The sequence below is a fragment of the Stenoxybacter acetivorans DSM 19021 genome (assembly GCF_000745895.1).
GTDB classification, from domain to species: domain Bacteria; phylum Pseudomonadota; class Gammaproteobacteria; order Burkholderiales; family Neisseriaceae; genus Stenoxybacter; species Stenoxybacter acetivorans.
Genome location: NZ_KN050772.1, coordinates 40,285 through 56,399, shown reverse-complemented (window position 1 = coordinate 56,399; position 16,115 = coordinate 40,285). Strand labels below are relative to the sequence as shown.

Below are 16,115 nucleotides of genomic sequence, written 5' to 3'. Positions count from 1 at the left end.
GCCTGAAACGTTATCTCAAGCACAATCAATCACGCCGATGTTTTTTCCAAGCCAAAGGCTTTGTGCAGTACACGGGTGGCGAGTTCCAAGTATTTTTCGTCAATCAACACCGATACTTTGATTTCAGAGGTGGAAATCATTTGAATATTGATGTTTTCTTCCGCCAACGTGCGGAACATGGTTGCCGCCACCCCTGCGTGTGAACGCATGCCCAAGCCGACAATGGATACTTTGCACACCGTATCATCACCATCAACTTCTGCCGCGCCGATGTTTTTTTGTACTTCTTGCAATAAATTCAAAGTTTGGCGATAGTCGCCGCGCGGCACTGTGAATGAAAAATCGGTTGTGCCTTCCGCACCGACATTTTGAATAATCATGTCCACTTCGATATTGGCATCAGCAACCGAACCCAAAATTTGGTACGCAATGCCCGGTTTATCAGGCACACCGCGCACATTCACCCGCGCTTGATTTTTATCGAAAGCAATGCCGGAAACCACAGCCCGTTCCATGTTTTGGTCCTCTTCAAAAGTAATTAAAGTGCCTTCACCGCCTTCTTGCAAGCTACTCAATACCCGCAAACGCACCTGATATTTACCCGCAAATTCTACTGAACGAATTTGCAGCACTTTACTGCCCAAACTCGCCAATTCCAACATTTCTTCAAATGAAATCGTATCCAGCCGCCGCGCTTCCGGCACCACGCGCGGATCGGTGGTGTAAACGCCGTCCACATCGGTGTAAATTTGGCACTCATCGGCTTTCAATGCCGCCGCCAATGCCACGGCAGAGGTGTCCGAACCGCCGCGTCCCAATGTGGTGATGTTGCCGTTGCTGTCCACGCCTTGAAAACCCGCCACAATCACCACGCGCCCTGCCGTTAAATCCGCACGCATGGCAGCGTCATCAATGTGTTCAATCCGCGCTTTGGTGTGTGCCGAACTGGTTTTCAATGCCACTTGCCAGCCGGTGTAACTCTTGGCATCAACACCGATTTCTTTTAACGCCATCGCAAGCAAGCCGATGGTTACTTGCTCCCCTGTGGACAACACCACGTCCATTTCACGCGGATCGGGCATGGTTTGCATTTCATGCGCCAGTGCCACCAGCCGATTGGTTTCGCCGCTCATGGCAGACACCACCACCACCACATCATGCCCTTCGGCACGGGTTTTGGCGATGCGGCGTGCCACATTTTTGATGCGCTCGGCGGAACCGACTGAAGTGCCGCCGTATTTTTGTACGATTAACGCCATAACACTTGCTTGCCTTCTTTAATACTCAGTTGATGAACCCTGCGATTTTTTGTTTTCAGGCAGCCTGAAAAACACAACGCGCTTAATCCGCAAATTGTTTTTTCAAGCGTTCACTTCTGTCTTGCGCTTCCACCGATAAAGTGGCGGTCGGTCTTGCCAGCAGGCGTTTTAAACCAATCGGTTCGCCTGTGTCTTGGCAAAAGCCGTACTCACCCTGATCCAATTGACGCAGCGATGCTTGAATTTTGCTTAATAATTTACGCTCACGATCACGGGTACGCAACTCCAGTGCATGTTCTTCTTCCAAAGTGGCGCGGTCTGCCGGGTCAGGTGTGGATTCTTGTTCTTGCAGATGACCGGCAGTATCGCTTGCGTTTTGAATCAATTCGTCTTGCAGCCGAAGCAACAGCTCCCGAAAGAAAGCCTGTTGATCTTCGTTCATATATTCTTCTTCCGGACCATTCCACTTCAGAATATCGTTTTCAGTGAGTTTCGCCATAATTCTTAAAATCCCTCAATCACACGTAATACTACACCAATTACTTATTTTTACTGCCCAAACAACAATTTGAGCTAAAAGAAACCGCGCATCATAACACGATTTTTTCAATACGCCAGCACTTTACACTTTGTAACATCACCGAATTATTAATGTTTTTCATCAGCTGCTCAACAGCCAAATATTGAGTTTCTGCATCAGCTGCGGCAACCAAATACTCAGCCACAGCCACAAAACCAACACCAATACCGTTGCAGAAAAATCAAGATGACCAAACCGCAAAAATGCAAACGGTCGCGTGAGCGGTTCAAAAATACGCTGCAACGCCGGCATCAGCGGTGAGTAAGCTTGACTGAAACTCAACACCATGCGCAGCACTAAGCCAAACAGTAACACATAAGCGGCGGCTTTTGATGCGTATAAAAGCGTAAATAATACATTAACCGCCATGATTTTTGCGCTGATGTGGCTTTCAGGCAGCCCAAGCAGAGACAACAATCCCAATATCAGGTAATACACCAGCAACACCGCCAGCAGACACGCTGCGTCCCACTGACCTAACGGCGGTGCAATTTTACGCAGCGGTTTGATTAACCAATTGGTGGTATTAACACAAAATTGCGCCAGCGGCTGGCGGTAATCCAACTTTGCCCATTGCAGCAAAGCACGGGCAAAACACACAATCGCCAAAGCATCTGCCAGCAGCAGCAACACACGATCAATCATGTTATGCCCTCACAAACGGATTGCGGGCGATTTCGTGCTCAATAGTGGTCATCGCGCCATGCCCGGGAATCACGCGGGTATTTGGCGGCAGCATCCACAATTTTTCACGGATACAACGGATTAAATCATCGTGATTGCTGCGCGGAAAATCGGTGCGCCCAATGGATTCACGAAACAGCACATCTCCCGCAATCAACAGCGGCATCTTCGCACAATAAAACACCACATGCCCGGGTGTATGCCCGGGAATATGCAGCACTTGAAACACATATTGTCCAACCGACAGCGCATCGCCGTCTTGCAGCCACTGTGCCGGCGTAAACACGGGGCTGGGCGGGAAACGATATGCGGCAGCGGCGGCAGGCAATTGCTGTATCCAAAAATCGTCATCACGGTGCGGTCCCAACACAGGGACATCAATTTGCCCGCGCAGCGCAACCACACCGCCGACATGATCAACATGCCCATGCGTGAGCCACACCGCGGTGAGGGTTAAGCCGCGTTTGTTTACTTCTGCCAGCAAACGTTCACTTTCACCGCCCACATCGGTTAATACCGCTTCTTGGGTTTCATCGTCCCACAACAAGGTGCTGTTTTGCAAAAACGGGGTAACCGGTATGATTTCATAACGCAAAGCCATGATTTTTTTCTTTCTGTTTTACCGCAAACTTATTCAGCCAGCTGCCGATGCAAATCTTGTAAACGGTACACATCGGTGTTACTCAAGCTCTTCACCCCTTCGCTCATGGCTTCACCGCCGGCAATGGTGGTGTATAAAGGCACACGCATCACCAAAGCATTGCGGCGAATGGAATGGCTGTCTTTCACCGATTGCGCATCACTGCGCACCGTATTCACCACCAAGGCAATTTCTCCGTTTTTAATGGCATCAACAATGTGCGGACGCCCTTCCAATACTTTATTCACCACTTGCACATGAATATCATGCTGTGCCAAATAAGCGGCTGTGCCTCGGGTGGCACACAAACCATAACCCAATGATTGAAAATTGCGGGCTATGGTTAATACCTGCGGTTTGTCTTCATCGCGCACCGCCAAAAACACTTTTCCGACATTGGGCATGCGTTCGCCCGCACCCAACTGTGCTTTTAAATAGGCTTCGGAAAACGTTTTTCCCACGCCCATTACTTCGCCGGTGGAACGCATTTCCGGTCCTAAAATAGTATCGACACCAGGGAATTTGATAAACGGAAACACCGCTTCTTTGACCGCGTAGAAATGCGGAACCACTTCGGCGTAAAATCCTTGCTCTGCCAAAGAAATGCCCGCCATCGCCCGTGCGCCGATTTTTGCCAGCGGCACACCGGTTGCCTTAGACACAAACGGCACGGTGCGCGATGCACGCGGATTCACTTCCAACACATACACCACGCCGTCTTGCACCGCAAATTGGGTATTCATTAAACCCACCACATTCAAGGCTTTTGCCATGTCTTGGGTTTGACGGCGAATTTCGTCTTGAATGGCGGGGTTCAACGAATACGGCGGCAGCGAACAGGCAGAATCGCCGCTGTGAACCCCCGCTTGTTCAATGTGCTGCATGATGCCGCCAATCACAATGTTTTTGCCGTCAGAAACGCAATCCACATCAACTTCAATGGCATTATTCAGGAAGAAATCCAGCAAAACGGGGCTGTCATCGGATACTTGCACCGCTTCGCGCATATAGGTTTGCAGCTCGGCAGGCGTATGCACCACCTGCATGGCACGGCCGCCCAATACATAAGACGGACGTACCACCAAGGGATAACCAATTTCTTCTGCCAACACCAAAGCCTCTTCTTCAGCACGGGCAATTCGATTGGGCGGCTGACGCAAACCCAAATCGTTTAAAACCTGCTGAAACCGTTCACGGTCTTCGGCGGCATCAATGGCATCGGCTGATGTGCCGATAATGTTCACGCCGTTGGCAACCAGCGCATTTGCCAATTTCAGCGGCGTTTGTCCGCCGTAATGCACAATCATTCCGTCAGGCTGTTCGGTATGCACGATTTCCAGCACATCTTCCAGTGTGAGCGGCTCAAAATACAAGCGGTCAGAAGTATCAAAATCGGTGGATACGGTTTCGGGATTGCAGTTCACCATAATGGTTTCAAAGCCCGATTCACGTAATGCCAGCGCGGCATGAACACAACAATAATCAAACTCAATGCCTTGCCCAATGCGGTTGGGGCCGCCGCCCAAAATCATGATTTTTTTGCGATTGCTCGGCTTGGCTTCACATTCTTCTTCATAGGTCGAATACAAATAAGCAGTATCGGAAGCGAATTCAGCGGCACAGGTATCCACCCGTTTATACACCGGACGCAAGTTCAGCGCATGGCGGTGCTGACGCACCGTTTGTTCATTGATGTTCAATAATTGCGCAATTCGTTTATCGGCAAAACCTTTGCGTTTCAAAATACGCAAACGATCATAATCCAAATCATTCAGGCTGCCTGAAACCATGCGCGCTTCTTCTTGGACTAAGTCTTCAATTTGTGCCAAAAACCACGAATCTATGGCGCAAATGGCATGAATTTCCGCCGAAGAAAACCCTGCGCGAAACGCATCGGCAACATACAGCACACGCTCAGGACCCGGGTTTGCCAATTCTGCTTGAATCCGAGCTTTATCATTGCTGCGCGGATTAAATCCGCACAGCCCCACTTCCAAACCACGCAAGGCTTTTTGCATTGATTCTTGCACCGTTCGCCCAATTGCCATAACCTCACCCACCGATTTCATTTGGGTGGTCAGGCGATCGTCGGCGGCAGGGAATTTTTCAAAAGCAAACCGCGGGATTTTGGTAACCACATAATCAATCGACGGCTCAAACGAAGCGGGGGTTCTGCCGCCGGTGATGTCGTTTTGCAATTCATTTAAGGTATAGCCCACTGCCAATTTTGCCGCCACTTTAGCAATCGGAAATCCGGTGGCTTTTGATGCCAAGGCAGAAGAACGGCTCACCCGAGGATTCATTTCAATCACAATCATTTCGCCGTTGGCAGGGTTCACCGCAAACTGCACGTTTGAGCCGCCCGTATCCACACCGATTTCACGCAACACCGCCAAAGAAGCATTGCGCATGATTTGATATTCTTTATCGGTTAAGGTTTGCGCGGGGGCAACCGTGATGGAATCGCCCGTATGCACCCCCATCGGATCGAAATTTTCAATGGAGCAGACAATAATGCAATTGTCATTTTTGTCGCGCACCACTTCCATTTCGTATTCTTTCCAGCCCAATACCGATTGCTCAATCAGCAACTCATGGGTAGGCGACGCATCAAAGCCGCGTTCACAAATGGCAACAAACTCATCTTTATTATAAGCAATACCGCCGCCGCTGCCGCCCATGGTGAACGAAGGACGAATTAACGTGGGAAATCCCACTTGTATTTGTGCTTTCAGCGCATCATCCATACTGCGGCACACAAACGACTGCGGCGTATTCAGCCCGATTTTGCGCATGGCTTCTTTAAACCGACCGCGATCTTCGGCTTTATCAATGGCGTCTTCCGTTGCACCAATCAATGCCACGCCGTATTTTGCCAACACCCCATGCCGCGCCAGATCCAAAGCACAGTTCAGCGCGGTTTGCCCGCCCATGGTGGGCAAAATCGCATCAGGGCGTTCTTTTTCAATGATTTTTTCCAGCGTTTGCCACAAAATCGGCTCGATGTAGGTAACATCAGCCATTTCCGGGTCGGTCATAATGGTGGCGGGATTGGAATTCACCAAAACAACCTTATAGCCTTCTTCGCGCAAGGCTTTACACGCTTGCGCACCCGAATAATCGAATTCGCATGCTTGCCCAATCACAATGGGGCCAGCACCGATGATGAGAATGGTGTTGATGTCTGTGCGCTTTGGCATGTTTTTTCCTAACAAATTAACTTTTATAAATATCGTTATGTTTTTGGATTTATTTAATGTGCTACCACAATCTTCATTTTATTGAACCGTGTAAACCAAAAGAAGCAATTACATCCATTTATCAGATCTCTTTGGCTTGCCGCCATTCAATTATCACCGTATCGGCGCATCATGATTGATAAATCTTTCAGGCAGCCTGAAAAAATATTCTTTATTATCAATATAATATTTTTATACAAATATTTTTCATAAAATTTCAGGCAATCACCGATAATCGGAGCTGCCTGAAAAAAGCCTTACTTCTGCCGCAAATCCAATGCAGCAATCAAAGTGTGCAGTCAGTCTAAACAATCGGCTCATGCTCTGCCAACGGCTGCCTGAATAAGGGCTGACAACACATTTTTATAAAATGCTTATTAAAACGTTTATAAAATTCCCGCCGTTTGCATCAGTCGATTCATCTGATTCAATTCATCAAACACCGTCATTGATTGCGGCTGCGGGTCATAATCGGTGAGGTAATCTGTGTTTGCCAACACCGCGTCGGTAAATTCAAACCGTTCAATTATAGCACCTCCTTTGCTGTTTAACTGATTGGAAAATGTGATTAACTTTAGAACCTATGTTCAAAAAAATTCTTAATAAAATCATATGATGTCAAAAAACGATTCAATCATCGCCCATTGGCTATTTATCAAATCACTCGGGTACATAAAGGATTACCTACTATCTTGGTTTATCTACTAATTACAAACCATATGATTTTATTAATAATTTTTTGAATATTGGTTCTTAAATATTATTGAACATAGGTTCTTAGTTACATAAAATTTTTCGCCACTGTTGATACAGTGTGATACAAAAAAAACCGCACCCAGTAACGGGCACGGTTTTTCTGTGTTTTTCAGGCTGCCTGAAATCAATAAGTACGCACCAATGCTTCAACGCACCAATTCATTACGCTGTCAGGCAAAATGCCCCACGCCAACAGCAATAATCCATTCACCGACAACAATACTTTTGCCAAGCTACCCATTTGCCCATTGGTTTCGGGGGCAGTATCGGCTTGGTCGAAATACATGGTTTTGACGACACGCAGGTAATAGAATGCACCAATCAATGACATGACCACGGCATACACTGCTACCCAAACAAAGCCTTGTCCCAGCAGTGCTTTAATCACGAAGAATTTGGCGTAAAAACCCATTAACGGCGGAATGCCTGCCATGGAGAACATTGCCAACAACATTAAAAAGGCATACCACGCATTTTTTTGGTTTAATCCCGCCAAATCGCTGATGTTCTCGCATTCATGGTCTTTATCAGACAGCAACATCAATACGCCGAACGCCAATGCAGACATCAGCGCGTATGTAATGGCGTAATACATTGCGGCTTCAAGGCCGGTTTCTTTGCCCAAAAATGCCAGTAAAATAAAACCCATGTGTGATATGGTTGAATATGCCAACATGCGTTTGATGTTGGTTTGCATGATTGCCGCTAAATTACCCACCACCAGCGAAGCAACCGCCAAAATCAAAAACAATTGCTCCCATTCGCCGGAACTTGCAGCCAAGCCGGTAACCATAATGCGGAAAGTAAATACCGTGGCGGCAATTTTCGGTGCAGTGCCCACTAAAGCGGCAACCGCTGTCGGTGCGCCTTGATAAACATCAGGCACCCACATGTGAAACGGCACTGCGCCAAATTTAAACGCAATGGCCACAACAATAAATGCCAAGCCCAATGTCAGTAGCCAAGTGTTCACTGCTGCGCTGACTGTTGCCGTCAGCACATCGCCCAATTGCAAAGAGCCGGTTGCGCCGTACACCAAAGAGATGCCGTACAGCAATAAGCCGGAAGCCAACGCACCCAGCACAAAATATTTCAACGCGGCTTCTGCCGCTTTGCCGTCATCGCGGCGCAAGGCAATTAAGGCATAAAGCGAGAGTGATAAAATTTCCAAACCCAAATACAGCATCAAGAAATGCGCCGCCGATACCATGATGCACATGCCCAGCAATGCAAACAAGGTCAGGGTATAGAATTCTCCCTGATATATGTTCCGCACTTGCACATAAGATTGGCTATAGACAAATACGGCAATCACGGCAAGGTATAAACCTATTTTTGCCAACTGTGCCATGCCGTCTAAAATAAACATGTCGTGAAACGCCAATTGCGATTCACTCACCCACAATACGCCTTGCACCGCCGCCGTTACCACCACGCTTAAAATTGCCAAGCCACAGGTTAGCCAGCGTTGGCTGTCTTTCAGCCACAAATCCAGCAGCAATACGATGAATAATGCTGTTGTCAGCACCATTTCCGGCGCGGCTGCCGCCATATTTAAATCAGTCCAATAGTTCATTCATACGTCCCTTACAGTTTGCTTTGCGCCGCTTGGACAATCAAATCATTGGCGGTTTGATGCACCACTGCGATAAAAGGTTCGGGATACAAACCGAAACCCAACACCGCTAATGCCAATATCGCCAAAATCAAAAATTCACGTTTATTCACATCGTGCAGTTTTGCCACTTCCGAATTGGCAACCGCACCGAAAATCACCCGTTTGTACATCCATAAGGTGTATGCCGCGCCATAAATCAAGGTTAATGCCGCCAAAGCACCCACCCAGAAATTGGTTTTCACCGCACCCACAATCACCATAAACTCGCCCACAAAACCGGAAGTACCAGGCAAACCGGCATTTGCCATCGCAAACAGCATCATAAACGACGCAAAAATCGGCATGGTGTTCACGACGCCGCCGTAATCGGCAATATTGCGGGTGTGCATGCGGTCATACATAACGCCGATACACATAAACATGGCGGCTGAAACAAAGCCATGCGAAATCATTTGTACAATCGCGCCTTTTAATGCCCAATCGTTCAAATAACCGCCGGTAAACAAAAACATGCCCAGCGTAACAAAACCCATGTGGCTGATAGATGAATACGCCACCAATTTTTTCATATCGGTTTGCACCAATGCCACCATGCCGATATAAATCACCGCAATCAAGCTCAATACAATCATCATCGGCGCAAAAAACCGCGCGGCATCGGGCACAATCGGCAGCACAAACCGCAGGAAACCGTATGCGCCGATTTTCAGAGTAATCGCCGCCAATACCATTGAACCGCCGGTAGGGGCTTCCACGTGTGCATCAGGTAGCCATGTATGCACAGGCCACATCGGCACTTTCACGGCAAAGGACAAAAAGAAACCGATAAACAGCAAAATTTGTATGTTTTTGGCAATTTGCTGAATATTTTGCATATCCACAATGGCAAAGCTGCCGTCAGTCAGCTGTGAAAGATAAATCAAGCCCACCAGCATCAACAGCGAACCCAATAAGGTATAAAGGAAAAACTTCACTGAAGCATACACGCGGCGCGGTCCGCCCCAGATACCGATGATAAGATACATCGGTATCAACATGCCTTCAAAGAACACGTAAAACAAAATGGCGTCCATCGCCGCAAACGCGCCGTTAATCAAACCGGACATGATTAAAAACGCCGCCATGTATTGCGCGGTGCGCTTTTGAATCACTTGCCAGCCCGCCAGCACCACCAATAAAGTGATGAAGCTGTTCAAAATCACGAACAACACCGACAAACCGTCCACGCCCAAAGCATAATTGATATTGAGCGTGCTGATCCAAGTATGAAATTCAGTGAATTGATAGCCGCCGTTTAATCGGTCAAAGCCGATAAACAGCGGAACGGTTATCAGAAATCCGAGCAACCCGCCTGCCAGTGCCACTATTCTGGCAAGACCTGCGCGGCGGTCTGATCCGGTGAAAAGCACCAGCACACCCGCCAATATCGGTATCCAAATCGCCAAACTGAGTAAGTTATCGTACATACTTATCGCCTAAATAATGCAAACTTAAAGTGTGATAAAAATACTGCCGCTGCTCAATGCCGCGCCATATTTATGTTTTGCACACACTGCCCGCCAAAAAATTAAGTTCAAATTCAACCAATACCAAAGAGGCTTGCTGCTGCATCTTTATCGGGTATTTCTCTGTTGTTTTTGTGTTGTTTGACCCGAGTTCGCCAAACAACACCAATCAAATCAGTATCATTGCGGTGAAAGTCCACACATCGCCGCTCAATGCACAAAGGCTTGCAGCGGCTGCCGCGCCTGTTTGTGGTGGTCAATACCGCTTGCTGAAGCATGATGCTCGAATTGTGACTATTTTTTCACCAAAACGCAAAGCCAACATCATATTCTATCTTCAGGTCATTCAGCAAATCTTTGCAAAGAAGTGTTCAAGCAATTGTCTGCACAGCACCTGCTTGGCAGATTGCCGGATGTCCTCGGCAATGCGGAATAAAAACAGATTGCCAAGCCGTTTCGCGCTTGCCGCATAACAACAGTTACACCGTCAGCATATTTACAAAGGCTGCCTGAAACTCAAAAGATTGGCCATTGCCGACATACAGATACAACAATTCACTTTTCAATTCAGCAAACCAACGAAAATCGGGTAGTAAATTATCGCATCATTTTTCGGTTTGTGCGCAAGACAGCCACTTGGGACGCCATCAATAACTGCAACTGCTGCTTTTCTTCCTTAGTACAATGGCTTTGTGCAAGCAGATTCATCAAGCAACAACAGGCAGCTGCTTTGTTTATTCACGGCAACGCCGCTGCCGCTCACTTCTCCTGTTTGAAAACGGTGATTGGTGTATTTCCGTACAACGGTGTTTTTCCGTCCCATTTTTCAATAAACTGCTGTTGCAGCAGCTGAGGGGTAATGCCTTCAGAAATTGCCTTATTGGTGGCTGCCTGAAGCTGTGCCAGCTCTAAGCGTTTCTTTTGTTCTTCAATTTGCTGTTCGATCACGCTGATATTGGTGTTCACTTCATTGCGTTTATCAATGCGCTCGGTAACCGATTTACTGAATTCCAATTGAGAACTGAATGTAATCAATTCCAAACCGCGCTTTTCAAATTCTTCTTTCACCAAAGTTTGTACTTTTTGTTCAAACATCAGTGATCCGCCTTTTGCCATGAGTTCATCAGTGGTATAGCGGCGCGATTCTTCTTTCATCAAATCAAAAATCTTGGGTTCTAAAATATTGTCTTCCAGTGATTCAATGAAATTATCACCCGCTCCCAGTTGTTTATTGTCAAACACCACATCAACGGCACGGCTTTTAATCACACGGAATGAGTACATAGGTCTGGCGCGAAATTCGGTATTGTCTGCCGCTTTCAGTGTCAGATATTCTTTAAATTCACCACGCTGTTCCCACAACGGCACTTGATACAATTCCGTACCGGGGCTCATCGTCCACACACGTCCGACAACAATAGAAAAGTCTGATTTGCCGTTTCTGCCGTAGTTCTCCATTAAAACACCGGCTTGATTGGGTTCAACGCGTGAGCAAGCCGCCAAAGTGGCAATAAGCACCGCACTGATCATTAATTTTTTCATTTCACCCTTTCAGAGAAGTCAATAAGTAATAAAACGGCAATGCCAGTGCAACCAAGACCCCTGCAAGCGGATAGGTAAAATGGTTAAACACCCACATGCCAATAAAAAATAAAAGCAGACAAGCCAAAATTCTGATGATGTTTTTTCGGTTCACTTAAATCTGCTCCTGTAAACGACCCAATGGCTTCAAGTTTAAACCAATCAACCGCTGCCGTTACCGATATTTTTCAGGCAGCCTGAAATAAAACGACCCGCCGCTCGCCGTTCTGCACACACTGACGCAAAGCACAGCCAATCAGCACCAATGGGCATGGCTTCGGCGCGGCAATCCGTTTTCCAACAAACAACAGATTACCGCGCCGTTCTGTACCGCTCAATAACATTCACAGATAGAAAGCGTGTTATCGAGTGGTAATACCATTACACCACCAGATACTGCGTAACCATCATCATATCCAAAGTCTGGTCTGCCAATTGAAACTGCTCTACTTGGTATTTCTCGTTTAAGAAGAAGTTTTTTACCGTCAGCGTGTCTTGTTTGTCGGTGCTGAGGATTTTCAAATCAAAGCCGGATTTGCGGAACGTGGTTTCTGCCAGCGTTTGCCCGCTCAGCTGTATCGTATCAAAGCCGCCGCTCTCTTCAATGGTGTCCTGCCCTTCTCCTTTGGCTTTCAGGTAAACATCATCACCCAATCCGCCCGCCAGCTTGTCATTACCCGCACCGCCGATTAAGGTGTCATTACCGTTCTCTCCGTATAGGTAATCGCTGCCGGCACCGCCGTTTAGTTGGTCGTCATTATTGCCGCCGTACAGCCAATCAATGCCGTCATTGCCTTCCAGCAAATCGCGGCTGTCCCAGCCTTTGAGTATGTCAATTCCGTTTGTTCCGTGATGGCTGAACGTCATTTGGGCAATGCTGTCTAAATTCAATACTTGGTCGTCAAACACCAAGCTGTAAGCACGGCTGAGGCAGTTGTCGCGGTTGAAGAAATCAGGCAGATTCACTTGGTCTTCCGAATTATCGTATGCACGGATAATCAAATGATCGCCGCTGCGGGTGAATTCGGCATCATTGGTTTGGGCGTTTTCAAACACGATTTCGTTGAGGTGATCGCTGTGATTTGCCAAACCCAAATCACGCACTTCGTCCTGTCCGTGTCCCGCTTGAAACACATAGCGATCCTGCGCACAATCGCCGCCGCGCAGCACATCATTGCCCGCGCCGCCGTTGAGTGTGTCAAAACCCGCATTTCCGTATAGCGTATCCGCACCATCGCCGCCGAATAAGCTGTCGCTGCCGCTGCTGCCAAGCAGGGTATCGTTGCCGCCCAAGCCGTACATGGTTGCGTGTTTGCGGGCGGCAATCATGAGGTCATTTTGTTCTGTGCCGAATTCGGCGATGTCCATATCGAATACGGTTTTGCCGCTGACGGTTTGGTCGGTAAAGGCAAAACTGAAGTTTTGGCCGTAAAGAAAGAATTTTTCAAGCAAAATGCTGTCATTCGTTTGATGGTGTTTGATAAGTAAATCATAGCCGTGCCGTTCAAATACGGCTGCCTGAAAAGCCCAATCGGTGAATTGCACGGTGTCTTTGCCGCAAACATCAAGACACAAGGAAACAATTTTGTCTTGTCCGCCGCCTTTGGCAAATAGGTACACATCATCGCCTGATGATTCGTGCAAAACATCGTTGCCGCGATCGCCGCTTAATGTGTCTTTGCCGCTGCCGCCGTCCAAAACATCATCGCCGTCGCCGCCGTTGAGGGCATCATTGCCCGCATCGCCTTTTAATACATCGTTGCCGCCATCGCCGTACAACACATCATCACCTGCGCCGCCATATACGGTGTCTTTGCCTGCTCCGGCAAAAACGGTATCGCTGCCCGCCAGTGCGTTGATGTTGTTGTCTTGACTGTTGAGATAAAGAAAATCATCGTTTTTGGTGGGAACGGGTTTGAGTTTGTTTTCAATATCCTGTGCGGTGAGGCTGGTTCCGTCGGCAAATTGTAGGGTTTCAATCACGCCTTCTGCTAAATTGCCGTCGAAATCATAGAAATTGTCGATTTGAATCACATCATTGGTTTTTTGTCCGTTTTCGTCCAAACGGGTGAGGTAAACAGCGGTTAAATCACGGGATACGGCGATGTCTTTGGCGGTAATGCCTGCGCCGAAGATGATTTTATCGCTGCCTGCGCTGTCATAAATACGGTCTTTGCCAAAGCCGATGTTTTGTGTATAGGTGTCGTTGCCTGCGCCGCCGTTAAGTTGGTCATCACCTGCGCCGCCGTTGATGTATTCGTCTTTGGCACTGCCCATTAATACATCTGCGCCCGCTGTACCGTTGAGTATGGCACTGTTATAGAAAGCCGCCAGTAAAGGGTTATCGAGGGCTACGGCTTCGATGTTTTGCTGCCAGTCGCTTTGATAAAGGCTGTTGTAATTGCCCAGATTGCGGGCTGTTTTCAGCAAAGCGGCGGCTTCTTCAAATTGATCGTTGTCAATCAATTTACCCATTTCATAATTAAACAAATACCAGTCGTAGCGGAGGGCTTTTGCTTCGGGGTCAGTGTAAGACCAAAACAGCGGATTATGAAATGCTGCCAAATGCGCGGCAACATAGTCAGCAAACAGGTTAAATTCGGCAATCAGTTTCGGGGCGGCTTGTCCGTGCGGATTGGGATCGCGCTCACCCCAGCACCAAGTACCGAGATAATCTGAACCCGTTAAATGCTCCAGCGTTACCAATTGGCGCGCATCCATCACATGGTTGTAAACTTGTTTCGGGTCGCGGCTGTAGGGATCAATATCATCACTGCCTGTCCAGCGGTAAATCAGGTTCAGCAATTGTTCACGGCTCGGTTGTGCGGTGTTCAGATAATCTTTGACCATGTCTTTCAAGACATGGTCATTGGTTGCGGCATCATGCAAATCCATCACATTGCCAAAAGCGTAAATCTGCGGCAATTCGCGCACAACGTCTGCGTCCACAGTCATATCACCGATATAAAAGGTATCGGCAATATTGGTTTGAAACCACACATCATCGGCTTTGGTAATCCTGCCGTCTTGCCATTCAACGGTGGAAGTTTGTTTGTGTTGATTGCCCGCTTCATCGGTGCTGTTGATATTCAGATAATCCAGATTGATTTGTTTTAAACCGTGCTCGGCAAGCGTTTTTAATTCACCCGCATCAACTTTGCCGTTTTGATTGCTGTCTTGCCACAATTGCAGGGTTTGCCACGCGCTGTCTTGTTCGTTTAAAACATTGTCTTGGTTTTCGTCTAAGGCTTTTAAGGCTTCAAAGCCGTTTACTGCACTTGTGCCGTCGGGCAAAACCGAATGATTGCCGAATAATTCGCTGCCGCCGTCGATTTTGCCGTTTTGGTTGCTGTCAATCACCAAAATCGCATCTTGTGCATCTGCCCAACCCGTGCGCTCGGCAAACAAATTATTGTCGTGGTCGAAACGGATTTTATTTTGACTAACGGCGACGGTTTTTACGCCGTCGCCGTTTAGGTCAATGATAATCGGGGAAGTGGTGTGTTCCGCATCGTCTTTACTGGGTTGGTCAGTGTTGGGATCACCGCCGCATTTGCCGTCAGTATTGACGTCATTTAAATGATCGTTATGAATTTCTTCAATAATATGGTCTTTTAATATTGCTTGAAGATTATCACTATTATTGCCGGGCAAAAGATCACCTTGATTATCTACTTGGTTTAATCCGATAATATGAAACAAAATCAACACAGCTATTGGCAATAACATTGTAGTCTGTATCATAACCATAGTTTGCGGGGTTTCGTTGATAATCCAACAAGGTCCTCGCTTGGTCAGTACTGATATCTACGATGGCAGTATAAGCAGCTTTTTCATAACGACTGGCATCATCATTAACAGTTTTACCCGGTCCGAATGCCTCGCCATCTTGAGAAGCAAATCCAATACTGTCCCTTAAAACACCATTGTCAGTATAGATTTCAATCCACATATGCCCAGCCAGAGAGATTTTGTAATATGGGCAATCATCAAGTTTATACAAAGTGCCTGCTTCTGCAATTCTGATGTATAGCTTAGCCATTTTGATTTCCTTTTTGAAAATAGATTAAGAACCTATGTTCAATAATGTTTAAGAACCAATATTCAAAAAATTCTTAATAAAATCATATGGCGTATAATTAGCAGATAAATTAAGATAGTAGGTAATCCTTTATGTACCCGAGTGATTTGACAGATAGCCAATGGGCGATGATTGAGTCGTTTTTTGACATCATATGATTTTATTAAGAATT

The 16,115-nt window shown here is 47.1% G+C and carries 12 protein-coding genes; 1 reads left to right on the top strand and 11 read right to left on the bottom strand.

What is annotated here, in order from left to right:
- Positions 1-29 precede the first annotated feature (29 nt).
- The 7 genes from Q384_RS11800 to Q384_RS11770 all read right to left on the bottom strand — a co-directional run bounded on the left by Q384_RS11800 (position 30) and on the right by Q384_RS11770 (position 10,242).
- Positions 30-1,259, bottom strand: a complete 1,230-nt coding sequence (locus Q384_RS11800; protein WP_037588474.1) for an aspartate kinase — start codon at positions 1,257-1,259, stop codon at positions 30-32.
- An 82-nt stretch (positions 1,260-1,341) separates the two neighbouring features.
- Positions 1,342-1,758: an RNA polymerase-binding protein DksA gene (gene dksA, locus Q384_RS11795; protein ID WP_037588473.1), complete on the bottom strand. Its 417-nt coding sequence runs from the start codon at positions 1,756-1,758 to the stop codon at positions 1,342-1,344.
- A gap of 162 nt (positions 1,759-1,920) precedes the next feature.
- The gene (locus tag Q384_RS11790) at positions 1,921-2,484 is read right to left on the bottom strand and encodes a YggT family protein (protein WP_037588471.1); all 564 of its coding nucleotides are present in this window, start codon (positions 2,482-2,484) and stop codon (positions 1,921-1,923) included.
- Position 2,485: 1 nt separating this feature from the next.
- Positions 2,486-3,124, bottom strand: a complete 639-nt coding sequence (locus Q384_RS11785; protein ID WP_037588469.1) for an MBL fold metallo-hydrolase — start codon at positions 3,122-3,124, stop codon at positions 2,486-2,488.
- Positions 3,125-3,153: 29 nt separating this feature from the next.
- Positions 3,154-6,363 carry a carbamoyl-phosphate synthase large subunit gene (gene carB, locus Q384_RS11780; protein WP_037588467.1) on the bottom strand — a complete coding sequence of 1,070 codons (3,210 nt, stop codon included), beginning with the start codon at positions 6,361-6,363 and terminating at the stop codon, positions 3,154-3,156.
- Positions 6,364-7,282: 919 nt separating this feature from the next.
- Positions 7,283-8,734 carry an NADH-quinone oxidoreductase subunit NuoN gene (gene nuoN, locus Q384_RS11775; RefSeq protein ID WP_037588465.1) on the bottom strand — a complete coding sequence of 484 codons (1,452 nt, stop codon included), beginning with the start codon at positions 8,732-8,734 and terminating at the stop codon, positions 7,283-7,285.
- A gap of 11 nt (positions 8,735-8,745) precedes the next feature.
- Positions 8,746-10,242, bottom strand: a complete 1,497-nt coding sequence (locus Q384_RS11770) for an NADH-quinone oxidoreductase subunit M (protein ID WP_037588463.1) — start codon at positions 10,240-10,242, stop codon at positions 8,746-8,748.
- Positions 10,243-10,319: 77 nt separating this feature from the next.
- Here Q384_RS11770 and Q384_RS13860 point away from each other — a divergent pair, with 77 nt between their 5' ends.
- Positions 10,320-10,754, top strand: a complete 435-nt coding sequence (locus Q384_RS13860) for a hypothetical protein (protein ID WP_211251116.1) — start codon at positions 10,320-10,322, stop codon at positions 10,752-10,754.
- Positions 10,755-11,040: 286 nt separating this feature from the next.
- On the opposite strand, the gene Q384_RS11760 is transcribed toward Q384_RS13860, so the two are convergent.
- The 4 genes from Q384_RS11760 to Q384_RS11750 all read right to left on the bottom strand — a co-directional run bounded on the left by Q384_RS11760 (position 11,041) and on the right by Q384_RS11750 (position 15,904).
- A complete protein-coding gene (locus Q384_RS11760; protein WP_037588459.1) occupies positions 11,041-11,823 on the bottom strand; it encodes an SPFH domain-containing protein in 783 nt (260 codons plus the stop codon).
- Between the two features lies 1 nt (position 11,824).
- Positions 11,825-11,977 (bottom strand): hypothetical protein, encoded by a 153-nt coding sequence (locus tag Q384_RS13545; protein ID WP_156956573.1) that lies wholly within the window; start codon positions 11,975-11,977, stop codon positions 11,825-11,827.
- A gap of 266 nt (positions 11,978-12,243) precedes the next feature.
- The gene (locus tag Q384_RS11755) at positions 12,244-15,591 is read right to left on the bottom strand and encodes a calcium-binding protein (protein ID WP_169740867.1); all 3,348 of its coding nucleotides are present in this window, start codon (positions 15,589-15,591) and stop codon (positions 12,244-12,246) included.
- On the bottom strand, positions 15,530-15,904 hold the full coding sequence (locus tag Q384_RS11750) for a hypothetical protein (RefSeq protein ID WP_037588455.1): 375 nt from the start codon (positions 15,902-15,904) through the stop codon (positions 15,530-15,532). The genes Q384_RS11755 and Q384_RS11750 overlap by 62 nt, the downstream gene beginning before the upstream one ends.
- Positions 15,905-16,115: the final 211 nt, after the last annotated feature.